The following is a 23,589-nucleotide window of genomic DNA, read 5'->3' as shown; positions in this document are numbered from 1 at the left end:
GTTCACTATTTTTGCGCCGATGACAAGACCACCTATAGCCCCGCCATCAAAAGCAAAGAATGGAACAGAGAGTTGAATTATGACGTGCGGGTTTGTTTTACCAGTGCCATGACTTGGTCTTTGGTATTCACCAAATGACGGCGTAGTTGCTCTGTTGCACTGGCTACGTCACGTTGGCGTGCCAGTTCAAGCAACCGGTGGTGGTCGAGACTGGCATTATCGCGGTTGTCTAATTTGTCGATGTGCATACTGACGTAACGGTTGGCTTGCAAGGTCACTCTTGCTAACAACACTTCGGTCAAATGACGCCCAGCGGCTTCATAGAGTTTGCCATGGTACGTGGCGTTAAGAGGCCCCCAATCCGCAATATTACCGGTTTTGTAAGACACATCCATCGACTCTAGTATTGCTTCGCATTCGGCAAAATGCGCCTCGGTCATGTTGGGGATAGAACGTTGAAAAAGATCCACTTCGAGCATAATGCGGACATCAAAAATTTCCGCAATTTCGTCCATTGAATGTTTAGTAACGGTCGCACCGCGATTGTTTTGGAAAACCACCAGCCCTTCTGAATCCAGACGTTTTAGCGCTTCTCGAACTGGCATACGCGACACATCGTATTCCTCGGCGAGCAGCTCTTGACGGATCAAGGTGCCTTCTTCTAAGTCACCACTCAGAATGCGTTTACGCAGATCCGCCACAATAACATCAGGCAAACTTTGGCGAACAACCGCTCTTTTTTGTGCCAATTTCATACCCTCTCTTAGTTCTAGTAGGCTGTTTTTATTGGCCAAACAGCACGGCAAATAATGACCGTATTATACTCAAAAATCGCTTAATGACGACGAAAGCCACGCTTTTCTGCTCAATTCCCTTGGCCGATGTGTTTATACCTACACGGGGGTATTTCACACAGCCCGTGTCATCGCACAAAATCCCTATAACATGATGGTTTTATCGCAATGAAATAAGACGCCTTTCACAATGTTTGAACACCATCAAACATTGAGTTGATAGCTTCTCATTTTTCAAACTGTTGTCATTGCCTACTATCGATTGATATTAAAAGTGCTAAGTTAATAAACGCAGTTCTTAACTAACGATCCTTATTCAGCCAAGTCTGGAGTACCTTATGAAAGCAGTACTATCTCAGCCCTCTTTACTCAAAAGCCACTCGTACATTGGTGGTGAATGGGTTGATGCTAAATCTGGCAAGACCTTCGCCATTACTAACCCAGCGAATGGCGAACACCTGATTGACGTTGCCGATTTAGGGGCAGAAGAGACAACCAACGCCGTTGAAGCGGCTGAAAAAGCACAGAAAGAATGGCAAGGCCGCACGGCCAAAGAACGTGCGACGTTATTGCGTCGTTGGAACCAGCTGATTCTGGACAACCAAGACGACCTGGCGACCTTAATGACATTAGAGCAAGGCAAACCGTTTGCCGAAGCCAAAGGCGAAGTGGCTTATGGTGCGTCTTTCATTGACTGGTTTGCCGACGAAGCACGCCGTTTAAACGGTGATGTGATTCCGACGTTTGCTAAAGACAAGCGCGTTTTGACCATCAAGCAACCCATCGGCGTTGTGGCGGCCATCACGCCTTGGAACTTCCCAATTGCCATGATCACACGTAAAGCCGGCCCCGCGTTGGCGGCAGGTTGTGCGATTGTTATCAAACCGTCTGACGAAACGCCTTTGTGCGCCTTGGCACTAGCTGAACTGGCACATCAGGCAGGCATTCCAGCCGGCGTATTGAACGTGGTGGTTGGTAAAGACGCGAAAGCCATTGGTGGTGTATTAACCGGCCATCCAACAGTGCGTAAGTTGTCTTTCACCGGTTCTACGCCTGTGGGTAAATTATTGCTGTCTCAGTGCGCGCAAACGGTAAAACGCACGTCAATGGAGCTAGGTGGCAACGCACCTTTCATCGTGTTTGATGATGCTGATCTAGACGCCGCTGTCGAAGGCGCGATTGCTTCTAAATACCGTAACGCTGGCCAAACCTGTGTTTGCGCAAACCGAATTTTGGTTCAAGAAGGCGTGTACGATGCTTTTGCTGAAAAATTAGCAAAACGCGTAGCAACCTTTAAAACAGGCGACGGTTTTGCAGAAGGCGTCAACATTGGCCCACTGATCAATCCCGCTGCGATCAGCAAAGTAGAGCAACTTGTTGGTGACGCGGTAGCAAAAGGCGCGAAAGCCTTAATCGGTGGATCAAAAGCCTCTGCGGCGGGCGCTCAGTTTTTCGAACCGACAATTTTAACTGGTGTTACTGAAGACATGGACATCTTCTCTAATGAGATTTTTGGTCCTGTTGCACCCTTGTTTAAGTTTAAAACCGAAGACGAAGCCGTTGCCATGGCAAACAATACCCCATTTGGCTTGGCATCGTACTTCTATTCCCAAAATCTAGGTCGTATTTGGCGTGTATCAGAAGCCTTGGAGTACGGCATGGTGGGTATCAACGAGGGGATTATTTCCAGTGAAGTGGCACCATTCGGCGGTGTGAAAGAGTCCGGCAGTGGCCGTGAAGGTTCGCAATACGGCATCGACGAATACGTTGAAATCAAATACTTGTGCATGGGCGGATTAGCGTAGTTTTTCCTATTGAGATGAACAACTAAGCAAAACGACTTTTAACGCTTAAGACATTTAAAACCCAAACAAAGAACACGCTCAAAAGGTGAAAAACAAATGAACAACGCTGATCTACAAAAACGCAAAGAAAGTGCGATCGCTCGTGGCCAAGGCAACATGGCTCCCGTTTACGTTGACCGTGCCGTCAATGCAGAAATTTGGGACGTGGAAGGCAAACGCCATATCGATTTTGGTGCTGGTATCGCCGTCGTAAACACAGGCCATAATCACCCTAAAGTGAAAGCGGCCGTACAAGCGCAACTTGAACGCTTTACACACACTTGCGTGATGGTTAGCCCATACGAATCTGCTGTTGCTTTGGCGGAAAAGCTAAACGCAGCGGCGCCAGGTAACACGCCGAAAAAATCGATCTTCGTAACAACGGGCGCTGAAGCCGTTGAAAACTGCGTAAAAATCGCGCGTGCTTACACGGGTCGTCCAGGCATCATCGCGTTCAACGGTGGCTTCCACGGCCGTACCAACATGACCATGGGTCTTACGGGTAAAGTAAACCCTTACAAAATCGGCTTTGGTCCTTTCCCAAGCGATATTTTCCATGTTCCTTACCCAAATGACTACTTAGGAATCACTGAAGAACAAGCACTTGCTGATCTTCAAATGCGCTTTACGTGCGATATCGAAGCGTCTCGCGTTGCGGCGATTATCATTGAGCCAGTACAAGGTGAGGGCGGTTTCTACCAAGCGTCTGCCAGCTTCCTACAAAAGCTTCGTACATTGTGTGACGAGCACGGCATGTTGTTGATTTTGGATGAAATCCAAGCGGGCTTTGCCCGAACAGGTACTATGTTCTGCCACGAACAAGCGGGCATTGAAGCGGACTTGATGACGGCGGCGAAAGGCATCGCGGGCGGTTTCCCAATTGCCGCCGTTGTCGGTAAAGCAGACATTATGGACGCCCCCATTCCTGGCGGTCTAGGTGGCACTTACGGCGGTTCTCCGGTGGGTTGTGCAGCCGGTCTTGCGGTGTTTGATGTGATTGAAGAAGAGAAACTGTGCGACCGCGCCGTGGAAGTGGGCGCTCACTTCGTTAAGCACCTGAAAGAAATGCAAGCGGAGTACCCACAGATCATTGGCGAAGTACGTAATGCGGGCGCGATGATCGCGGTCGAATTCGTTCACGATGGCGATGTGAACAAGCCGTACCCAGAGCTTGCTAAGAAATTATCGGCCAAAGCCGCTGAAAACGGCTTAGTTTTATTGTCTTGTGGTATTCGCGGTAACGTTATTCGTTTCCTACCTGCGTTAACCATCGAAATGGACATCATTGACGAAGGCATGGACATCTTTAAACGCTGCTTCAAAGAGCTTGTTTAAACCGTCCTGAAGGCAATAAAAAACGCCGCGCTGGAAACCCAGCGCGGCGTTTTCATTTTTATCACAGGCTAGTTGTTGGGTCGGTAATCACTGACCATTTTTTGCAGCAACACAACACGTTCAAACGGCACGCCTTTGACCTTTTGGTTCATGGTTGCCACCGCCGATTTGAAAGTCAGCAAATCCTCTTCTGTGGGGTGATAAACCTCCATGCCAGCCGCCATTAATGCTTTGTGGTGGGCTTCTTCAGACTGATTCACCCATTGGAAAACGTCCTTTTGTGCCTCAATTGACGACGCAGAAAATTGCGCTTTTTCCTCCTTGGTCAAATTGTCCCACCAATATTGCGACGCTAAGACGAGGCGTGCGGACATCATCACTTTAGCATCGGTGAAATATTTCAGTAATTCCGTGTGTTTAAAGATGATCGGAACGGGAGACGCATTTAAGTAGCCATCGGCAATACCAAGACGCAACGCATTCGGTACTTCAGAAAACGGAATCAATACCCCCGATGCGCCCATCATTTGAAAAATAGTCAGCTGATTCGTATCCAGTGCCCTCATTCGTAACCCAGACATGTCAGCAACGGTTTTCACTAGGTGCTCGTTATTGAAAATCCCCAAGAAGGCTCCCGTTGGAATCACCGCCAATACACGCAATCCTTCACTGCTCAAACGACGGTTTATACTGTCTAAATAGCCACTGTTGATGAAAAAATTGTATTGGTGGTCTGTATTGATAAATGTATAGGGGAGTTGCAAAACCTGCATTTCAGGCACAAATTGCGCCGCTGAGGAATACTGGGACATAGAGATATCCAGCGTCCCAGCGCGAACTTTATTAAGGCGCGTACTTTCGTCGCCCACAGAATTGCGCGGATAAGATTCGGTTTGCCAGCCCTTATCATTCAAGGATTGAAGTAAATTATCAACATAGCGATATGTTCCCGAATTCTCTCTGTCTGGAGCCGTATCCAACGCCACGCTTACTGACGAGGCATTGGCTGATAACGCAGTGAGTAAAGCGGACGCCAACACGAGTACTTTTTTCATAATAGTCGCCTGTTTATTCGCACATGAAAGCAAAGAAGCAAAGAAGCAAAGAAGCAAAGAAGCAAAGAAGCAAAGAAGCATTTAAAGTATAGATCGTCATTCAGCGTTTTGGTTCTGATCCGGATCAACAAAGTCGCCATACTGATCTGCGCTCAATACGGAGCGACCATCAACTCTTCGACCGTTTGACGCAATACCTTGAGAAACAGTTCACGGGGTTTATTGGGTTGCGTGGTTTTCTTGCAAATCACGGCCACACCGAGCGTGTAGGAGCGTTGCTCTGGCGCGACAGCAACTATTTTTCCCGATGTGACATACGGTTCAGCGTAGAGCTTAGGCAAGAATCCTATGTATCGACCCGATAAAATCAGTGCTAGGCGACTGTCGTAGAAATACGAAATTGCCGTTAAATTCATTTGCGAAATTTGTTCACTGACCGCTTCGTGTGGCTTTAAACCGGCATGAGTTGCTGGGAACTGATCCGCTTGCACTTCTTGGTCTGCCACTGACATCGTCGCTAAAGGATGATCTTTACCGCAATAAAGGTAGCAGTCATCGCTGTATAAATGCACGTAGCTTAAGCCGTCCAACTTACGATGATAGGGAATGAACCCAATGTCGGCTTCGTCGTTCAATATCATGCGTTCGATATTGGACATCGAAGACACGTTGGTGGTGATCAGGACTTCTGGGGCTTCGGTAGAGAAACGTTGAATCAATTCAGGGAAATGGCTACGAGGGTCAAGGCTGACTTTGTCGGAAAGAGCAAGACGCAGTTTGCCGGTGAGGCTGGCATTTAAGTTGTTTACTGTCGTGCGAAACGCATCCAGTGATTCCAGAAGGTTTTCAGTCATTTTGTAAATAATGACGCCTTCTTCTGTCAGAGAAAAACCGCCGCGTCCACGTTTACACAGTACAAGGTTTAAGCGCGCTTCTAGATTGGAAATATGCAGGCTGATGGTTGATCGACCAATGTTCAGAGAGGTTTCAGCCGCCGAAAAGCCACCGCAATCCACGACCGTTTTAAAGACTTTTAGCTGCTTAATTTCATAATCACCGACCTGACCCAGCGAATAGTTTTGTACATTCATTGCCTTTCTCCATCCGTACCGACATGCATTTTATTCTTACGAAGCTATGAAACCAATATTCGTTTGCGCGATACACGTAATGGCTATGATACGACGACTGTCCGCCGCACCGTTATAAATGACTGTCGTAATTTAGTTCGTTGATTCTCTAACTTTACATTGATTTATTCCACTTTCATCCCTCTTTCTGCTTCTTTATGGTTACAAAGGTCGGTTACCACGCAAGCAGCGAATGAATGGTTGCGCTGCTTAATCTCCCAGATAAGCGGTAGCCGCTTGGTTATACCTTACAAATTCAGGCTGACTGCTCGTCTGAATGTTGTTCTTCCAGCTCGTTTTTTTGGCCTGTTTGTCTTGATGAGATGAACAGGCTTTTTTTGTCGTAGAAAAGGATCCACAGGGGATTGCTATGCCTATTGCGTTATCTGTTCGTCAAAAGCTGATTGCTATCGTTGTACTTGTCAGCGTGGGCTACGCGGGATTCGGGGCGTATTCGGTTTATAACTTGTCCCAAATTTCCAGCGCGTCAAATAACGCCAGTGAATTAAATCGTCTGACGACCCAGGTCAAAGAAGTCGAGATCGCCTTTCTGAAGTTTGAGCGAGAAATGGCGGCCTTGTCGCCCGCCAATGTTGACCTTCTCCAGCACACATTGGACACCATCAAGCAAAACACAGCGGCTGGTTTTTCCATTCAAGAGGACTTGATAGACCAAAAAGGCAAGGCGCTCTTAGCGACCAGCCAAACCTTACAACCAGAATACTTGTCTGCGCTCGAAAGTAACGTGCAAGACCTCATCGAATTGGGTCTAAGCAGTGAACAAGGGCTGTTAGGCGCACTGAATCAATCGGCACACGCGCTTGCGGAACAGCTCAAAGCCTTAGCAAGTTTTGCATCCAGTTTTAAAGAAGTCAGAACCAAGGAAAAAGACTTCCTAGCTTACAGCGATGCCGAACATCAAGTCGCACTGCAGTCCGCTATCCAAGCCCTAAAAACAAACGTCGATAACATCGGCTTCGGCGACGTATTTAACCCTATGATCCAGACCTATGAAGACGCCTTGTCCCCCGTGATCGCGCTGTCCATTAAAATCCAAGCGCAACATAAAACATTGGCCTTATTAAGCAATCAATACACTCAGTCCATGGACGCAAGTGCGGCGTATTTGCAGAACACCTTACTCGCCAATGCTCAAGCTCAATCCTTAGAAACGGCTCAACAAGCCAGACAGTCATTGGTGATTGCTTGTATTTTGCTGGCACTGGCCATCGGCCTTGTGCTGACGACCGTAATTCGCTCTTTGAACCGTAATTTGAACGCTGTCTTAGTGGTACTAAATGAGGTGGCGCAAGGCAAACTCCGACCTCGTCCACAACATCTACCAAACCAAAAACCTGACGAGTTCCAGCAGTTATTTATTGCCACCAATCAAATGTCCCACGATTTGCGTTTATTGATTGGCCACTTGGTGAGCAGCAACGAGAAGCTGGTCATCAGTGCGGATGAATTAGACAGTGGCATTCAAATCATTGTCAGCGGCAGCGAACGCATTCGAGATCGCAGCAACACCTTAGCCGCTTCGACAGAAGAAATTTCAGCGACCGCCGACACGGTACAAACCATGACGCAAGCGGTTCAAAGTGTGGCGAACCTCGCGTATGAATCGGCGACCAGCGGGGTCAATGTTATGCGCGACGCCATGTCCAGCATCAGTGATGTGGCGAGTACCATTCAAGACACCAATGAGCGCGTGGCACGATTGGGAGCGCTGTCGAAAGAAATTGACGTCGTCATCGAACTTATCGTCGGTGTTGCCGAACAAACCAGTTTGCTGGCGTTAAACGCAGCGATTGAAGCCGCTCGCGCCGGTGAAGCAGGGCGGGGCTTTGCCGTTGTGGCTGACGAGGTAAAAACCTTGTCCGAACAAACCGTGAAAGCGTCCGGTGATATCACGGCAAAAGTGGAAAACATTCAAAAAGAAACCCAAGCGGTTATCGATGCCATGAACCTAAGTTTAACCAAAGTAGAACGCAGCAAGGAACAAGGCGAACACGCGGTCATCACCATTCATCAAATCGAGAAAAACACCCTAGAAGCAATGAACAACACGCAAGAAATCACCCAAGCGATCCATGAGGTGGCTCTGACGACGGCACAGATGGCGCAAGACATGGACATCATCGCTCACGACATCAAAGACAATCACATTGCAACCCAGTCAATTCAGATGGCCAATAAAAATGTTCACCACCAAACAAAAGAATTGGCGAACCAGATACAAGGCTTTGACGTCGCATAGAGCGACTTTTTAGGAGCAGACTCGCTATCGAGCAAAATCCCGCACAAAATTGGTGCGGGCTTGCCGTATTGTTCGAGGAGAACGGTCGTTTCTCTAAAAAGGTAAAAAAAGTGCACGTTTTCAACATTATAGATAAAATAACGTCACGTTATTGATGAGCCACCTTCAACATTAACTTGCACCAATATTGTGCGTTGCGCGCAATTTGAGTGCGGCCATTTCCCTTAGTAGCCTGATTTTTAAGGGCTTTTGAATTTTTTGATTGTTTGATACCCACAAAACTTTAGATAGATTTTGCGTGCTTTAACGCACGAAGCCTTTTTGAAAGTATCGAACACAAGTTATCGCGTCAGTCAGACGTGATCTTTTTATGCACTTTTTGCTCTCGAGGTAGCTCAATGATTAATACGATACTAAAAGTAAAAAAACGATTGGTGGCGAGTTCTCTAGCAGTCACTTTAGGTCTTGGCGTAATGGCTTCTTCCGCCGCTCAGGCCGCTGACTATAACTGGCGCTTTGCCAACCTATACAGTCGTGGCTCTGCCTTCGGTGCTGTGTACGAAGATTTGGCAAAAAACATTGAGACTATGTCTGACGGCCGCATCAAAGTACAAGTATTGTACGATGGTGAAGGTGTGGGTTCTTCTGGTATTTTTGGTGCCGTGAAAACAGGCCTAATCACCATGGGTGCGACTTTCCAATCTTTGAACGCAGGCGAACTGCCAGCAGGCTTGGTTGAGATCGGTCTACCAGGTGGCACAAGCGACGTTGGTGAACTGACAACCTTGTTCCAACAAAAAGGCTGGGCGCCAATCCTTAAAAAAGCGTACGGCGAACAAGGTCTAGTTTGGCTTGACCCTTACATTCAGCCAGCGGTTTACGTTATCACTAAAGAGCCAATCAACTCTGTTGCTGATTTCCAAGGTTTGAAAATTCGTGCACCAGGCGCATACGGTAAGTTCCTTCGCAACCTAGGCGCTTCTCCGGTGTCACTTGCTTGGTCTGAAATTTACACGTCTTTATCTACTGGTGTAATCGACGGTTCTATCGGATCTAACATGATCGATCACCGCGACGGCAACCACGTTGAAGTAGCGAAATACATGTACCCACTTCCACTAGCTGGCGCACAAGTGTTACCTATTATCGTAAACCAAAGCGCTTGGAACAAACTGCCAGCTGACCTACAAGCGATTGTAAAAGCCGCAACAACGGTTCACGCACAAGAGCAAATGACCAAGTCTAAACTTTGGGAATCTGAAGCCGTTGCCGACATGGAAGCAAAAGGTCTTCAGTGGAGCCCTGAGCCAAGTGCTGCCGACAAAGCCGCATGGAAAGACGCGGGTTCTAAACTTTGGGATGAGTACGCCGCTGCAGACAAATACAGCAAAGAGTTGATTGACGTTCTACGCAAAGAACAGAAATAATTGACTCAGCAATAACTAAAACGGCCTTCATTAAGAAGGCCGTTTTACTTTTCCGATTCATCCTGACAGGTACAAAACAATGATAATGACTGCGATTAGGCGCTATTGTCTTGGAGTCCACGCGTTGGTGGCTTTCATTGGGAATTCCGTTTCCTATCTTATGCCAGTATTAGCCTTTGTCGTGGCGTTCGAGGTTTTCTCTCGTTACCTCTTAGACAGCCCGACTATTTGGGCCTACGACACCTCTTTATTTATCTTTGGCTATATTGCGGCATTAGGCGGTGCTTATGCTCAACAGCAACGCGCTCACATCAATGTGGATATCCTTTACAACAAAGTTTCAGCTCGGACGAAAAGCATATTTAACCTATTTTCATTCGCCCTTGCCATGTTCTTCATGGTGATCGTTTGCAAAATGAGCATAGGTAAGTTTGAAGAAGCGCTCCAGTTTAACTATCGACGTCAAAGTGAATGGGCTCCGCACATGCATCATTATTGGTTAATGATGGCCATTGCCAGCGTGCTGCTTATTTTACAGCTTTCCAGCGATTGGATTGATTCCTTACACCAAGCCATTACTGGCAAACCTTTGTTGCCAAAAGCACCGTCCGAACAAGAGGAAAGCGCACAATGATTAGCATTGAATTATTAACAGGCATTCTCTTTGCCTGCATCATCGCGTCGTTTGCCTTAGGTGCGCCTGTTGGTTTGGCGCTTGGCGGTATCGCCATGGGCATAGGTTACATGACTTGGGGCGATGCGCTCTTTAATGTCATTCCGACCACCCTAGAATCCACCCATTTCAGTTTTATTCTGTTGGCTATCCCTTTGTACATTTACATGGGGCAATTGCTCACTCGCTCTGGTATTGGCGACGCTATGTTCGCCGCGAGTCAAATGCTCATCGGCCGTGTGCGCGGTTCATTGGCGATTAGCGTCATCGTGGTATGTTCGATGATTGGTGCCATGGTGGGTATCATTGGCGCAGGTATCATGACGTCTGGCAGTATCGCACTGCGTCCTATGTTGGAACGTGGCTACGATAAACGCCTCGCACTTGGCGTTATTATGGCTGGCGGCGGCTTAGGGATTTTGATTCCACCTAGCATTCCAATGATCATGTTTGCATCGTCTACACAAAACTCCGTAGGGCGCATGTTTATCGGTGCCTTGATTCCAGCGCTGATCACCATCATTTTGCTGATCGCTTATGTGGTGATTTCCTGTAAGTTGAACCCAAAGCGCGCGCCGATGGATGTAGTGCCAGAAGTTCAACCAACGCCAAAAGAAAAATTCCTCACCGCGCGTGACGGTTTGTTGTCTCTGCTGCTGATCGTTGCCGTACTTGGTAGCATTATCATGGGCATTGCGACACCAACAGAATCTGGTGCTATCGGTGTCGTTGGCGCGATTGTTCTGGCGATTTTCTTTAAGCGCTTCAAGCCACGTATGGTACAAAAAGCGGGGATGCAAGCCGCATTGCTGGTCAGTGTGGCGATGTGGATTATTGTTGGCGCGTCCGTGTTCAGTAACTTCCATTTGCTGATGGGCGTTCAAAACATGGTTGCGGGTTTCACCCAAGATTTGGGTTTACCACCGATTGTCGTCATCATGTTGTTCCAATTGATCATGTTATTGCTGGGCTTCATTATCGATGAATTTATCATCGTCCTAATGTGTGCGCCTATCTTCACACCTATTGCTGTGTCGCTTGGCTACGATCCAATTTGGTTTGGTATCTTAATGATTCTTAACATTGAGATCGCCGTACAAACGCCGCCTTATGGTTTTGCCTTGTTCTACCTAAAAGGCATTGCGCCTCCGGGCATCACCATGTTGGATATCTACAAATCTATCCTACCCTTTGTACTGTTAAAACTCTTGGTTCTTGTCATCGTGATGATGTTCCCAGAATTGGTTACTTGGTTACCTAGCCAACTAATGGATGGTTAAAGCCAATACCTTTTAGCAGCACAACAATAAAAAGGCGACTCATTCCAATGGAGTCGCCTTTTTTATTTCAGTTTGCTCGGTGGTTTACGTAGGTTAATAACGCTTCAAGATAATCGCTGCGTTTACACCGCCAAAACCAAAGCCATTACACAGAACATAATCGACACTTTTTTCACGTGAAACCAATGGGATAAGATCCAAATCGGCCATGGTGTCTTCTGGATTTTCAAGGTTGAGCGTCGGAGGCAAGATACCTGACATTAGCGCCTGAGCACTGAAAATGGTTTCCACGCCACCGGCCGCACCAAGCAAATGACCCGTCGCCGATTTCGTCGAAGATATTGCTACGTCTGTGACTTTTTCACCAAACACACGGCGTAGGGCATTAATCTCCCCACGATCCCCAACAGGCGTCGATGTCGCATGAGCATTCACATAGCCAATCTGATCAGACGAAATACCTGCCATGTTGAGCGCCGTTTGCATAGCGCGAGCCGCACCTTCGCCACTTTCTGGCCCCGATGTCAGATGGTAAGCATCCGCACTGGTGCCATAGCCAACGATCTCTGCCAATGGTGTCGCGCCTCGTGCTAGCGCATGTTCAAGGGTTTCTAGTACGACCAAGCCAGCGCCTTCGCCCATGACAAAACCTTCACGGTCTTTATCAAAAGGACGAGACGCTTTTGCTGGGTCATCATTGCGTGTAGACAATGCCTTCAAAGCACCAAAGCCCGCCAAAGACAAGGGATCGATACAGGCTTCGGTACCGCCCGCTAGAGCCACTTTCGCTTCTCCCGTACGCAGCAGACGCATTGCGTCACCAATCGCTTGTACACCCGCTGCACACGCGGTTACTGGTGTGCCAATCGGCCCTTTAAAACCGTATTTAATCGAAACGTTACCCGCTGCTAGATTGGCAAGAAACGCAGGAACCGTGAAAGGCGACAAACGTCGAGCGCCTTGCTCCTTCAAAATAGAGTGCGCATGCGTGATGGTCGGCAAGCCACCAATGCCTGTTGCAATGATGGTGGCAGTGGCTTCTTGGTCTTCCGCCGTTGTAGGTCGCCAATTGGCTTGGGTTAACGCTTCTTCGGCGGCAGCCAAAGCAAATAAGGTAAACAGATCTACACGTTTACGATCTTTAGGGGACAGATAGTCCGATTCATCTAAACCGTTGTCTTGCTCGTGATGGCTGGGGACTTGACCGGCAATATGGGTTGAAAGCCCTTCAGTCATTTCCATTAGTAGGGCACGAACACCGGATTCACCGCGAATCAAACGGTCCCAAACCGATGCGACACCTACGCCCAATGGCGAGACAATGCCCATTCCTGTTATCACAATACGCTCTTTAAGCGACATGGTTCATCCTCTTTAATTTCAGCAGAAAGAAAAGAGCCATGCTAGAGTGAGTCTTTATATGATCAAGATAATATTTAAACACCCTTGTATAATGGGTTTACTATCCGTTCAGGAGCTTCGTTATGCCCTATACGCCACAACACAAAGAACAAACTCGCCAGCGAATTTTGCAAGCGGCCGCCAAGTTATTTTGCTCCCATGGTTTTGATCGCGTCACGCTGACTCAAATCATGAAGAAGGCCAACATGACCCACGGCGCCTTATATGCCCACTTTCCGGGGAAAAGCAGCCTGTACGAAGCCGCGATGCAATTCGCCACATCGAATGCATTTTGGGCGCGGGACGACAAGCAAACCGAGAACAAAGAAACACACTTAAAAGCCTTAGTCGCGAGGTATTTGAGCTGGACTAAAAACGACAAAGATCATCCATCGCCTTTGGAGTTCTTAGTCACGGATGCGGCGCATAAAGAAGAGAAAGTACGCCAAGCCTATCAAGCTTGCTTTGACAGCTTAGTAGAACGACTGGCGACGATTTTAAAAAAACGTGGCAGTGAAGAGGCGGATGTCTTAGCGGAAGAAACCGTCGTTTCGCTGGTAGGAACGGTTGCCATCGCGCGATCTTTCACTCAGCCGATGCAAAGGGATTTCATCAAGCGAGCGCAGGCGCGCATTATTCATCGTCTTAACAGCGGAATGAATCGTCCGCTGACTTATACATCTTGATGGAAATGGTCTGGGAAGCAGAGTAATCGTTACTCTTCTTCCTCATTTTCTAAATACCAATTCATTACAAACGGGGCAAGTTCTGCACCCGATACAAAAAAGTGACCATTGAGTAGGGTCTCTCTTTGATTATATCGAAACGGTTTACCCTCCGGAGTAACGAGCATTCCGCCAGCGGCTTCAATGATGGCTTGCTGAGCGGCGGTGTCCCATTCGCTGGTCGGGCCGCGGCGTAGATGCAAATCGGCAATCCCTTCGGCAATTCGGCAGCCTTTTATTGAGCTGCCTTTTGGGAGTTCTCGAACTTGTTCGTACGTCAGTTTCAATTTGTTTTTCAATGACGCAGGAAGCGCAGGGCCGTGGCTACGGCTTGTCATGGCAATAATGGGTTCACGCGGTTCACGAACATTGATGCTTTCGTATTCATCACCTTGCCATTTTACCGCGCCAACAGGTAAATCTTGCCACGCTTTGGTGACACCAAAATAGCCTTCCGTTGTGGTCGGCAAATACACCACGCCAAGAATCGGCGCGCCGTTTTCCACTAACGCGATGTTGATGCTAAATTCACCATTGCGCTTAATGAATTCTTTGGTGCCATCCAGAGGATCGACGATCCATAACATGGGCCAATTAGAGCGTTCTTCGAACGCCACCACACCTTCTTCAGACAACACTGGAATGTCAGGTGTAAGTGTTTGCAAACCTGCTAGAATGACCTTATGAGCCGCAAGGTCAGCCGCCGTAACAGGACTATCATCTTTTTTTTGCTCGATACCCAAATCGGCGCGTTGATAAATATCCATGATCGCGTCGGCAGCATCGTGTATTATTTTTTGAAGAGCTTGGAAAATTGGGTGTCTACTAACGTCCTGCATAACAGCCTCAAATATGACAACAGAATAGGGTCAACGCATTCTTTATGAGTAAACCAGAAAAGCAGTCGGCACCACAAGCCGTTCGTTTAGATAAGTGGCTTTGGGCCGCACGTTTTTATAAAACTCGTTCACTTTGTAAAGACGCCATTGATGGTGGCAAGGTGTCTTACAACGGCAGCAAAGGCAAAGCCAGCCGAAATGTGGAAATTGGCGCCTTAATTGGCATTCGTCTCGGCTGGGATGAAAGAGTCGTCGAAATCAAAGCCATCAGCGAACAACGCCGTGGTGCCCCCGAAGCGCAATTGCTTTACGAGGAAACACCAGAGTCGATTGCAAAACGTGAAAAACGCGCCCTCGAAAACAAGTCCTTTGGTGGCCGTATCATGTCCGACCACAAGCCAAACAAAAAAGAACGTCGCGATATCAAGCAGCTTAAAAAAGACATCTTTAGCGGCATAGAATAAATACAAGAAGGTCGGTCAAATACGACCATAAAGGCCTTCTCGATTTTCCACGCAGCCTGACAATTCCAACTCCATTAACACCTGCATCATAATGCCTGCATCCAGGTTACTTTGGCGAATCAAGGCATCAAAATCCATCGGCGCTCCGTCCTTCTCCATTAATATGGCCAGCGCTTTGGCGTCACTGGAGGACGACTCCGGCAAGGCATGATAGGAAGCATGCAACGACGCTGAAGCAGAAGGCATTTTGTCTTGATCATACGCCGTTAACGAAGGCGAACACTCCGCTAAAATATCGTCTACATGACGCACCAAAGTCGCACCTTGGCGGAGTAATTGGTGACAGCCTTCCGACTGAGGATCCGTCAATCGCCCAGGCATGGCAAAGACTTCTCGGTTTTGCTGGATAGCATAACTGGCGCTGATCAAGGAGCCGCTTTTGATCGATGCCTCCGCCACCAATACGCCCATACTCAACCCGCTGATGATTCTATTGCGTGGCGGAAAAAGGTGAGGGCGAGGGCTGGTCGTTAGTGGGTATTCACTTATCAAGGCTCCGCCTTGGGCAAGTATGTCTTCAAATAATCCACGATTGTGATTGGGATAGACATGCTGCAAACCCGTTCCCATGACCGCAATGGTGGGTGTTGTTTTGCTGTGCAACGCGCCTTGGTGAGCCGCCGTATCTACGCCCATGGCACCACCGCTCACCACACAAATCCCCCGTGACGACAATTGCTCAGCAAATTGAAACGTGGCATCGCGTCCATGACGAGTGCATTTTCGGGCGCCAACGATGCCTATTTTTGGCAATGCCAATACGTCACACTGGCCTTTCACATACAAAAATGCAGGGGCAACACCGATCTCTTTCAGCGCCTCTGGGTAAGTGTCGTCTTCTTGGCGAACAAGATGATGGTGACTCTCCGCTAACCACATTAAGGTGTCATCACGCTTGGTTTCTTGCTCTTTGGTAAGGCTTCCATCCGACAAATACGCCATCGCTTGGCGAGCCGTAATGGGCGGCCATTTTAACGCTATTAGCAAATCATAAGTGATGGTGTCGGCTGACGTGGAATCATCAAACAAAGACAAGCTATCCGAATGATGCTTGAGGCTCAATGACGGCGGTTGGTTCAATTGACCGAGGTAAGTACAAAGACGGGATAGTCGTGATGGGCCAATGCCTTCCAAAAAACTCAGGCACAACCAATCCGTCGACGACAACCCCGTGGCGTTAGCAGTGGGCATAATAAGCAGCTTCCTTGTGGGTATTTATCGGGCATTCCTTGCCCAAACGAGTCTAAAAAACACAAAGCCATCTACGCATAGTCTGTGGCTATGAAGTCTATTCAATCATATTGACCAAAAAACCGCCATGAGAAGACTGCTCAACAGCGTGACTTGCGTTACAATAGAGTCAATATAAAGAGCAGGAGAGAGCGTCTCCTCTCATGAACAAAGACACATCGTTGGAAAAGATCATGGCTGTTTTAACTGTACTCGAATACCCAGACAACCGCTTACGCAAAGTTGCGAAGCCTATTACTGAATTCACTGACGCACTGCAAACTCAAATCGACGACATGCTAGACACCATGTACGACGAAAATGGCTTGGGGTTGGCGGCCACACAAGTGGATTACCATTACCGTCTTGTGGTGATGGATTTCTCTGAAGAGCGTAACGAACCCATTGTGTTCATTAACCCAGAGTTTGAAGTGTTGGACGACGAGCCAAACGAATTCCAAGAAGGCTGCTTGTCGGTTCCGGGGTTTTACGAACACATTTACCGTGCCGCCAAAGTGCGAGTAAAAGCATTAGACCGACATGGTAAACCCTTCGCGTTGGACGTTGACGAATTGATGGCAGTTTGTGTTCAGCACGAAGTTGACCATCTTGATGGCAAGCTTATGGTCGATTATTTGTCACCATTGAAGCGCAACCGCATCAAAAGCAAACTAGAAAAAGCCCACAAGCTGGCACAAAAACAAGGCTAAACCGATACGTCTGGTTTTGCCTTAGATCATTACAACGTTTTATAAAATCAGGCTTTGGCCTGATTTTTTGTTAAGGAATCCCTATGCCAACCTCACCACTTCGTATTGTTTTTGCAGGCACCCCCGAATTTGCCGCCGCCAGCCTACAGGCGCTTTTAGACGCTAAAGCGGACAATCACTATGAACTCGTCGGCGTGTACACGCAACCAGATCGCCCAGCAGGTCGCGGCCAAAAATTGGTTCAAAGCCCCGTTAAGCAACTGGCTATTGCCAATGATATTCCTGTTTTTCAGCCGCTCAATTTCAAACTTGACGAAGACAAAGCACAACTGGCGGCGCTTGATGCGGATCTTATGATCGTAGCCGCTTACGGGATTATTCTGCCGAAAGTGGTACTGGATACCCCAAAATTTGGCTGCATCAACGTGCACGCTTCTTTATTACCGCGCTGGCGTGGCGCGGCGCCTATTCACCGTGCTCTGATGGCCGGCGATATTGAAACAGGCATTACTATCATGCAAATGGATGTGGGCTTGGACACGGGCGCAATGCTGTTAAAAGCGCATTGTGACATCAAGCCCAGCGACACATCTGCCACGCTGCACGATCGCTTGGCTGTTCTGGGTGGCAGTGCATTGATTAACGCACTGGAAAAATTTAAGGAAGGAACTTTGGTACCGGAGCAACAAGACGACAGTGTCACTTGCTACGCCGCAAAGCTTACTAAGCAAGAAGGCGATGTAAATTGGTCCCAGTCTGCAGAATTGATCGAACGTCAAATTCGCGGTTTGTCTCCGTGGCCGGTTGCGTACACCAACAGCTTGGCTGGCATCATGAAGATTCATGCCGCCCAAATAGCCACCGTGAGCGACGACAGCTTTTCACCAGGAGAAATATTGGTGGTGAGTAAAGAGGGTATTATTGTCGCAACCGGCCAAGGGTCTCTACTTATTAGTGAAGTGCAGTTTGCTGGTGGTAAACGCATGAAGATTCAAGATGCCCTAAACGGCAAACACAAAGCCGCCCTAGAAATTGGCCAATGCCTTGGCCTTACCGAGCAAACATTATGAGCCAACCGAATACACCAACCGAGACCGTGTCTATCCAACACAGCGCCCGCCAAGTTGCGATCGAAGTCATTACCAATATTTTGCTTCAGCAGGGTTCACTGAGCACCCAATTGGCTCGCCATCAAACCAGTGTTGCCAGCGAACATATTCCATTATTAAAAGAGCTTTGCTTTGGCGTATGCCGTCAATACCCAAAGCTAAACAGCATTGCATTGCATCTGTTGGCGCACCCGTTCGAAGAAAAGGACACAGATTTATACGCGACCTTGTTATTAGGCTTGTACCAATTAAGCTATATGAACACGCCAGATCACGCTGCAGTGAACGAGTCCGTCGAAGCATGTCGACTGCTGAAAAAAGACTGGGCAACCAAGCTAATGAACGCAGTATTGCGTCGTTACCAGAGAGAAGCCGATGAAATTATTGAGAGCTTAGAATCGACACCATCGGTCGAATACAACCAACCAAAGTGGTTACTAAAGCGCTTCAACAAACATTGGCCAGAGCAGTTCGAAGGCATTGTCGATGCCAGCAACACGCATCCGCCAATGTGTATCCGAGTGAACGAGAGTCGAGTTTCACGTGAAACATATCAATCGCAACTCCAAGAACTGGGTATAAAATCCACTGCAGGGGAATTCTCACCGTCAGCTCTGTACCTAAAAAATGCAGTGCGAGTAGGTGAGTTACCTAATTTCGAAGAAGGTTTTGCCAGTGTGCAAGATGAAGCCGCGCAACTGTCTGCTCATATATTGGCACCGAAAACAGGCGAAAAACTTCTGGATGCGTGCGCCGCTCCCGGAGGCAAAACAGGGCATTTATTAGAGCAGGCTCATCCTTTGGATTTGACCGCCGTCGAACTAGAACCATGGCGCATGGAAAAAATCGAATCCAACATCGCACGCTTAGGCTACCAAGCCAACTTGATCTGCGCCGATGCGGGTGACATTACCTCATGGTGGAATGGCGAGCCATTCGACAAAATACTGCTCGACGTACCTTGTTCAGCAACGGGTGTGATTCGCCGCAACCCAGACATTAAGATCAATCGAAAGCCAGCGGACATTAACGAGCTGGTCGAGATTCAACGCGACATCCTTCAGAATGTTTGGAAGACATTAAAACCCGGTGGCCACATGCTCTATGCAACTTGCTCTTTGATGCCAGAAGAAAACGAGCAGCAGATTCGGCATTTTCTGGCTCAACAAGATGACGCCAACGAGGTCCCGCTAAATTCATTGGCACCCGAACTAACCTTAGAGTGGGGAATGGAAGTGAGCCACGGACGCCAGCTGTTCCCGATGGTTGAAGCTCATGACGGCTTTTATTATTGCCTACTGCAAAAAACCGCATAACAAAAATGGCGTCTAAAGAACGATGAGTAACCGATAGATACAGCCAACTTATTGAGCTGCTTTCTATTTCCCGAAAATACCCAGCAAATTGTTTCACATGAAACACAGCTTGCTGGGTATTTTTTTGCCTTAATTTTAGGTCTAACTCTTTAGAGCCAACAACGCCGGCTTGAAATAAAGTGCCTACTTGATCAAAGGCTCCTTCTTGATAAGACGTTAGTGAGAGCAAATTGAAAATGTAAAGTAACCGACCTGAATGGATTTCATTAGCCTAGAACCAGTCCAGAAAAAAACAGGCGTTGATAAGGCAAAATAATTACGAGTATTTCGCAAGTTCAAGTTAAATATTTGCCTTTATGTGGGTAAACTTGCACTACTGGATTCGAGTAAAAAATAAGCACGCGAATTCAAAGATCCGAAGACCACCACAACACACAATGCGATCCCTAAGGTAGCGAAAGGCAGATTATGAAAATCATCATTATAGGTGCGGGCCAAGTCGGCGCGACGCTTGCTGAAAACTTAGCAAGTGAAGATAACGATATTACCGTCATTGATACAGATCTAAATCGCCTTAGAGAACTGCAAGACAGACTGGACATACAAACGGTAGAAGGCAACGGTGCACACCCAGATGTGTTAAACCAAGCCGGCTGTAATGACGCCGATATGCTGATTGCCGTAAGCAACCAAGATGAAACCAACATGGTGGCGTGTCAGGTTGCGCATACCTTGTTTAAAACCCCTACCAAAATTGGTCGTGTCCGTTCCAGTGCTTACTCACATTATCCAGAATTATTCAGTGACCAAGCTTTACCGATGGACGTTCGAATCAGTCCAGAAAAAGAAGTGACCAAACATTTAAGTCGTTTGATTCGTTACCCAGGCGCGTTGCAAGTCATGGAATTTGCCGAAGGCAAAGTTCAGCTAGTGGTGGTCAAAGCCGAAAAGGGTGGTCCATTAATCGACCAACCAATCAGCTTTTTGAAAGAACACATGCCGTCTATTCAGACGCGAATCGCGGCCATTTATCGAGATGGTAAATCCATTTCGCCTGATGGCAACACGCACATCCATGCCAATGACGAAGTCTTTTTCTTGACTGCGCAACGCGATGTATTGGACGTAATGAGCGAATTGCGTCCTTTGGACACGCCTTATCGACGCATCATTATCGCCGGTGGCGGCAACATTGGTGAGCGATTGGCACAGAGTTTGGAAAAAGAGTATCGCGTGAAAATCATTGAGCGTGACCCAGAACGTTGCCGCTATTTGTCCGAAACGCTGGACAATACCATCGTGCTTAACGGTGACGCGTCCAAGCAAGAATTGCTGTTAGAAGAGAACATTGAATCCACCGACGTTTTCTGTGCGCTGACCAATAACGATGAAGCCAACATTATGTCTTCTATGTTGGCCAAAGTACTGGGCGTGCGAACGGTTATGACGATCATCAACAACCCCGCTTATGTGGACATCGTGCAAGAAGGCATGATCGACATCGCCATTTCGCCTCAACAAACCACCATCAGTTCTTTATTGAGCTACATCCGCCGCGGTGACGTGGTCAATGTTCACTCGATGCGCAAAGGGGCGGCAGAAGCATTGGAAGCCGTAGCGCACGGCGATTATCGCTCCTCAAAAGTGGTTGGTCGCAGTATTGCGAATTTGAATCTACCCGAAGGCGCCACCATCGGTGCCATTGTTCGCGAAGACGATTTGATCGTGGCGACCAGTGAATTGGTCATCCAAGCAGAAGACCACGTCATCATCTTTGTCACCAACAAAAAACAAATTCCGGCGGTTGAGCAACTGTTCCAAGTGGGTTTAACTTTCTTTTAATGTAAACTTCCATTGGTATAAAAAGACCGCTTTTATTCAAAAGTGTCCGCCGATTTTTAACGCAGGCCAAACCAACGAACACGGTTCGGCTCAAGGAAAGCAGTATGCATTTTAGTGTTATTTTACGTGTCATCGGATTATTGGTTATGGTGTTCAGTGTGTCACTGATACCACCAATTATCGTTTCATTGATTTATTCCGATGGCGCACTGAATGCCTTTTTATACGCATTGGCGATCAACATTGCGGGCGGGTTTTTCCTGTGGTTTCCAGTTCGAAAAGAACGTGGCGAATTAAAAATTCGCGATGGCTTCTTGGTCACAGTGTTGTTCTGGACGGTACTGGGTTTATTCGGTTCGGTGCCATTCTTTTTGGCCGAGACGCCAGATCTCACCTTTACCGATGCCTTGTTTGAATCCATTTCAGGGCTAACAACCACCGGAGCGACCATCCTGACGGGAATCGATGACTTGCCTCAATCGATTTTATTTTATCGTCAGTTGCTCACTTGGTTGGGCGGTATGGGTATCATCGTATTGGCGGTTGCCATCATGCCTATGCTGGGCATCGGTGGTATGCAGCTTTACCGTGCAGAAACACCGGGGCCGGTAAAAGACACCAAACTCACGCCACGTATTGCAGAAACAGCCAAAGCACTATGGTACATCTACGCCACCCTAACGAGTGTTTGCGCCTTGGGGTATTGGATTGCGGGAATGAGTTTATTCGACGCCATCTGCCACAGTTTTTCAACAGTGGCGATTGGTGGTTTCTCCACACACGACGACAGTATCGGTTATTTCAATAGCGTTGCTATCGAGATGATTTGTACCTTCTTCATGATCGTGTCTGCATTCAACTTTGCCTTGCATTTCTACGCGTGGCGACACAAGAGCGTTTGGCATTATTTCAAAGACCCAGAAGCGCGCTTCTTTTTATTGATACTTTCTAGCACGGTGATTCTAAGCACGCTCGTACTGGCAATGACATCGACTTACGATTGGGGGACCTCCATTCGTTACGCCGTTTTCGAAAGTGTGTCTATCGCGACAACGTCTGGCTTTGGTACGTCAGACTTTGCCAGCTGGCCTCATTTCTTACCGTTCTTATTAATCGTCACATCCTTTGTTGGTGGCTGCGCAAGCTCAACCGGCGGCGGCATGAAGGTAATACGGATTCTGCTTATCCTCAAACAAGGCATGCGTGAAATTCAACGTCTGATTCACCCCAACGCGGTCATCCCCGTCAAAGTCGGCGGCAAAGCGATCAACGAACGTGTTGTGTCTGCTGTCTGGGGGTTCTTCTCCGCCTATCTATTGGTGTATGTGGTGTTAATGATTGGCCTCATGGCGACGGGTTTGGATCAGGTAACCGCCTGGTCTGCGGTGGCCGCCACGTTAAATAACTTAGGCCCAGGTTTAGGTGACGTGGCATCAAGCTTTACCAGTGTTAGCGATCCTGCCAAATGGATGTTGTGTTTCTCTATGCTGTTAGGGCGTTTGGAAGTCTTTACCTTGTTGGTCTTGTTCACGCCCATGTTTTGGCAAAAATAGAGCGCGTTAAACGTTTGCTCAGCATAAAAGGATTCACACGGTGACACCGGCGATCAACCTGCTCAAAAAATCGAAGATTGCTTTCAGTATTCACGAATACGAACACGATCGAGATTGCACAAATTTTGGAGAAGAAGCGGCGCAAAAGCTAAACCTAGATCCTGCGTGTGTTTTCAAAACTTTACTGGTCAGCGATGATAAGCAGGTGTTTGTTGCCATTGTGCCCGTCACCGGCACTTTGAATTTAAAACGCGCTGCCAGTGCGCTGGGCGTGAAAAAATTACACATGGCAGACACCAAGCAAGCGGAACGGCTCACAGGGTATTTGGTCGGTGGCATCAGCCCAATCGGCCAAAAGAAAAGTCTCGTGACATGCATCGACCAAAGTGCGCACCACTTTGACAAAATCTACGTCAGCGGCGGCCAACGAGGGCTCGACATCGGTCTGGCTCCTGGCGACCTCAGCCTAGCGTGTCGTAACGCTGTCTTCGCAGACATTGGCGACGCCAAATAAACGTCAAACCCCCATCTTTCTTAAAACA

The 23,589-nt window shown here is 47.9% G+C and carries 20 protein-coding genes; 14 read left to right on the top strand and 6 right to left on the bottom strand.

Annotated elements, in window-relative coordinates:
- Nucleotides 1-77: 77 nt before the first annotated feature.
- The gene (locus AABA11_RS00320; protein WP_338264488.1) at nucleotides 78-755 is read right to left on the bottom strand and encodes a GntR family transcriptional regulator; all 678 of its coding nucleotides are present in this window, start codon (nucleotides 753-755) and stop codon (nucleotides 78-80) included.
- Between the two features lie 377 nt (nucleotides 756-1,132).
- On the opposite strand from AABA11_RS00320, the gene AABA11_RS00315 reads away from it, so the two are divergent.
- Nucleotides 1,133-2,599: an NAD-dependent succinate-semialdehyde dehydrogenase gene (locus AABA11_RS00315; RefSeq protein ID WP_338264486.1), complete on the top strand. Its 1,467-nt coding sequence runs from the start codon at nucleotides 1,133-1,135 to the stop codon at nucleotides 2,597-2,599.
- Between the two features lie 96 nt (nucleotides 2,600-2,695).
- Nucleotides 2,696-3,973 (top strand): 4-aminobutyrate--2-oxoglutarate transaminase, encoded by a 1,278-nt coding sequence (gene gabT, locus AABA11_RS00310; RefSeq protein ID WP_338264485.1) that lies wholly within the window; start codon nucleotides 2,696-2,698, stop codon nucleotides 3,971-3,973.
- 68 nt (nucleotides 3,974-4,041) lie between these two features.
- On the opposite strand, the gene AABA11_RS00305 is transcribed toward gabT, so the two are convergent.
- Nucleotides 4,042-5,028 carry a TRAP transporter substrate-binding protein gene (locus AABA11_RS00305; protein WP_338264483.1) on the bottom strand — a complete coding sequence of 329 codons (987 nt, stop codon included), beginning with the start codon at nucleotides 5,026-5,028 and terminating at the stop codon, nucleotides 4,042-4,044.
- A gap of 152 nt (nucleotides 5,029-5,180) precedes the next feature.
- Nucleotides 5,181-6,119: a LysR family transcriptional regulator gene (locus AABA11_RS00300; RefSeq protein WP_265729575.1), complete on the bottom strand. Its 939-nt coding sequence runs from the start codon at nucleotides 6,117-6,119 to the stop codon at nucleotides 5,181-5,183.
- A gap of 409 nt (nucleotides 6,120-6,528) precedes the next feature.
- Here AABA11_RS00300 and AABA11_RS00295 point away from each other — a divergent pair, with 409 nt between their 5' ends.
- From AABA11_RS00295 to AABA11_RS00280, 4 genes are all read left to right on the top strand, one after another.
- Nucleotides 6,529-8,418: a methyl-accepting chemotaxis protein gene (locus AABA11_RS00295; protein WP_338264481.1), complete on the top strand. Its 1,890-nt coding sequence runs from the start codon at nucleotides 6,529-6,531 to the stop codon at nucleotides 8,416-8,418.
- A 398-nt stretch (nucleotides 8,419-8,816) separates the two neighbouring features.
- Entirely contained in the window at nucleotides 8,817-9,845 is a 1,029-nt protein-coding gene (locus AABA11_RS00290; RefSeq protein WP_265729573.1) for a TRAP transporter substrate-binding protein, read from the top strand.
- A 79-nt stretch (nucleotides 9,846-9,924) separates the two neighbouring features.
- Nucleotides 9,925-10,479 (top strand): TRAP transporter small permease subunit, encoded by a 555-nt coding sequence (locus tag AABA11_RS00285; RefSeq protein WP_338264479.1) that lies wholly within the window; start codon nucleotides 9,925-9,927, stop codon nucleotides 10,477-10,479.
- Complete coding sequence (locus AABA11_RS00280; protein ID WP_338264477.1) at nucleotides 10,476-11,798, top strand: TRAP transporter large permease; 1,323 nt, start codon at nucleotides 10,476-10,478, stop codon at nucleotides 11,796-11,798. The genes AABA11_RS00285 and AABA11_RS00280 overlap by 4 nt, the downstream gene beginning before the upstream one ends.
- A gap of 93 nt (nucleotides 11,799-11,891) precedes the next feature.
- Here the strand turns inward: AABA11_RS00280 and fabF are convergent, their stop codons facing one another.
- The gene (gene fabF / locus AABA11_RS00275; protein WP_338264476.1) at nucleotides 11,892-13,160 is read right to left on the bottom strand and encodes a beta-ketoacyl-ACP synthase II; all 1,269 of its coding nucleotides are present in this window, start codon (nucleotides 13,158-13,160) and stop codon (nucleotides 11,892-11,894) included.
- A gap of 122 nt (nucleotides 13,161-13,282) precedes the next feature.
- Between fabF and AABA11_RS00270 the strand changes: the two genes are divergently transcribed.
- Entirely contained in the window at nucleotides 13,283-13,885 is a 603-nt protein-coding gene (locus AABA11_RS00270) for a TetR/AcrR family transcriptional regulator (RefSeq protein WP_338264474.1), read from the top strand.
- Nucleotides 13,886-13,914: 29 nt separating this feature from the next.
- On the opposite strand, the gene cysQ is transcribed toward AABA11_RS00270, so the two are convergent.
- Complete coding sequence (gene cysQ, locus AABA11_RS00265; RefSeq protein WP_338264472.1) at nucleotides 13,915-14,763, bottom strand: 3'(2'),5'-bisphosphate nucleotidase CysQ; 849 nt, start codon at nucleotides 14,761-14,763, stop codon at nucleotides 13,915-13,917.
- A gap of 44 nt (nucleotides 14,764-14,807) precedes the next feature.
- Between cysQ and AABA11_RS00260 the strand changes: the two genes are divergently transcribed.
- Nucleotides 14,808-15,227, top strand: coding sequence for an RNA-binding S4 domain-containing protein (locus tag AABA11_RS00260; RefSeq protein WP_265729568.1), 420 nt, complete (start codon nucleotides 14,808-14,810; stop codon nucleotides 15,225-15,227).
- A gap of 15 nt (nucleotides 15,228-15,242) precedes the next feature.
- On the opposite strand, the gene dprA is transcribed toward AABA11_RS00260, so the two are convergent.
- Nucleotides 15,243-16,478 (bottom strand): DNA-processing protein DprA, encoded by a 1,236-nt coding sequence (gene dprA, locus AABA11_RS00255; protein WP_338264469.1) that lies wholly within the window; start codon nucleotides 16,476-16,478, stop codon nucleotides 15,243-15,245.
- Nucleotides 16,479-16,711: 233 nt separating this feature from the next.
- Here dprA and def point away from each other — a divergent pair, with 233 nt between their 5' ends.
- The 6 genes from def to ybaK all read left to right on the top strand — a co-directional run bounded on the left by def (nucleotide 16,712) and on the right by ybaK (nucleotide 23,561).
- Nucleotides 16,712-17,227, top strand: coding sequence for a peptide deformylase (gene def, locus AABA11_RS00250; protein WP_338264467.1), 516 nt, complete (start codon nucleotides 16,712-16,714; stop codon nucleotides 17,225-17,227).
- Nucleotides 17,228-17,310: 83 nt separating this feature from the next.
- Nucleotides 17,311-18,297, top strand: coding sequence for a methionyl-tRNA formyltransferase (gene fmt / locus AABA11_RS00245; RefSeq protein WP_338264465.1), 987 nt, complete (start codon nucleotides 17,311-17,313; stop codon nucleotides 18,295-18,297).
- Nucleotides 18,294-19,652 (top strand): 16S rRNA (cytosine(967)-C(5))-methyltransferase RsmB, encoded by a 1,359-nt coding sequence (rsmB, locus tag AABA11_RS00240; RefSeq protein ID WP_338264463.1) that lies wholly within the window; start codon nucleotides 18,294-18,296, stop codon nucleotides 19,650-19,652. The genes fmt and rsmB overlap by 4 nt, the downstream gene beginning before the upstream one ends.
- A gap of 468 nt (nucleotides 19,653-20,120) precedes the next feature.
- Complete coding sequence (gene trkA, locus AABA11_RS00235) at nucleotides 20,121-21,494, top strand: Trk system potassium transporter TrkA (RefSeq protein ID WP_265727434.1); 1,374 nt, start codon at nucleotides 20,121-20,123, stop codon at nucleotides 21,492-21,494.
- A gap of 104 nt (nucleotides 21,495-21,598) precedes the next feature.
- Nucleotides 21,599-23,047, top strand: coding sequence for a TrkH family potassium uptake protein (locus tag AABA11_RS00230; RefSeq protein WP_338264460.1), 1,449 nt, complete (start codon nucleotides 21,599-21,601; stop codon nucleotides 23,045-23,047).
- Between the two features lie 40 nt (nucleotides 23,048-23,087).
- The gene (ybaK, locus tag AABA11_RS00225) at nucleotides 23,088-23,561 is read left to right on the top strand and encodes a Cys-tRNA(Pro) deacylase (protein WP_338264458.1); all 474 of its coding nucleotides are present in this window, start codon (nucleotides 23,088-23,090) and stop codon (nucleotides 23,559-23,561) included.
- The last annotated feature ends 28 nt before the right edge of the window (nucleotides 23,562-23,589 follow it).

Source organism: Marinomonas pontica (genome assembly GCF_036322735.1).
Taxonomy (GTDB): domain Bacteria; phylum Pseudomonadota; class Gammaproteobacteria; order Pseudomonadales; family Marinomonadaceae; genus Marinomonas; species Marinomonas pontica.
This window is presented reverse-complemented; position numbering and strand designations above follow the sequence as displayed.

Bases quoted from the DNA above. Each gene is read 5' to 3' on its own strand.
- AABA11_RS00320 (WP_338264488.1), bottom strand. From the start codon at position 755: ATGAAATTGGCACAAAAAAGAGCGGTTGTTCGCCAAAGTTTGCCTGAT.
- AABA11_RS00315 (WP_338264486.1), top strand. From the start codon at position 1,133: ATGAAAGCAGTACTATCTCAGCCCTCTTTACTCAAAAGCCACTCGTAC.
- gabT (WP_338264485.1), top strand. From the start codon at position 2,696: ATGAACAACGCTGATCTACAAAAACGCAAAGAAAGTGCGATCGCTCGT.
- AABA11_RS00305 (WP_338264483.1), bottom strand. From the start codon at position 5,028: ATGAAAAAAGTACTCGTGTTGGCGTCCGCTTTACTCACTGCGTTATCA.
- AABA11_RS00300 (WP_265729575.1), bottom strand. From the start codon at position 6,119: ATGAATGTACAAAACTATTCGCTGGGTCAGGTCGGTGATTATGAAATT.
- AABA11_RS00295 (WP_338264481.1), top strand. From the start codon at position 6,529: ATGCCTATTGCGTTATCTGTTCGTCAAAAGCTGATTGCTATCGTTGTA.
- AABA11_RS00290 (WP_265729573.1), top strand. From the start codon at position 8,817: ATGATTAATACGATACTAAAAGTAAAAAAACGATTGGTGGCGAGTTCT.
- AABA11_RS00285 (WP_338264479.1), top strand. From the start codon at position 9,925: ATGATAATGACTGCGATTAGGCGCTATTGTCTTGGAGTCCACGCGTTG.
- AABA11_RS00280 (WP_338264477.1), top strand. From the start codon at position 10,476: ATGATTAGCATTGAATTATTAACAGGCATTCTCTTTGCCTGCATCATC.
- fabF (WP_338264476.1), bottom strand. From the start codon at position 13,160: ATGTCGCTTAAAGAGCGTATTGTGATAACAGGAATGGGCATTGTCTCG.
- AABA11_RS00270 (WP_338264474.1), top strand. From the start codon at position 13,283: ATGCCCTATACGCCACAACACAAAGAACAAACTCGCCAGCGAATTTTG.
- cysQ (WP_338264472.1), bottom strand. From the start codon at position 14,763: ATGCAGGACGTTAGTAGACACCCAATTTTCCAAGCTCTTCAAAAAATA.
- AABA11_RS00260 (WP_265729568.1), top strand. From the start codon at position 14,808: ATGAGTAAACCAGAAAAGCAGTCGGCACCACAAGCCGTTCGTTTAGAT.
- dprA (WP_338264469.1), bottom strand. From the start codon at position 16,478: ATGCCCACTGCTAACGCCACGGGGTTGTCGTCGACGGATTGGTTGTGC.
- def (WP_338264467.1), top strand. From the start codon at position 16,712: ATGGCTGTTTTAACTGTACTCGAATACCCAGACAACCGCTTACGCAAA.
- fmt (WP_338264465.1), top strand. From the start codon at position 17,311: ATGCCAACCTCACCACTTCGTATTGTTTTTGCAGGCACCCCCGAATTT.
- rsmB (WP_338264463.1), top strand. From the start codon at position 18,294: ATGAGCCAACCGAATACACCAACCGAGACCGTGTCTATCCAACACAGC.
- trkA (WP_265727434.1), top strand. From the start codon at position 20,121: ATGAAAATCATCATTATAGGTGCGGGCCAAGTCGGCGCGACGCTTGCT.
- AABA11_RS00230 (WP_338264460.1), top strand. From the start codon at position 21,599: ATGCATTTTAGTGTTATTTTACGTGTCATCGGATTATTGGTTATGGTG.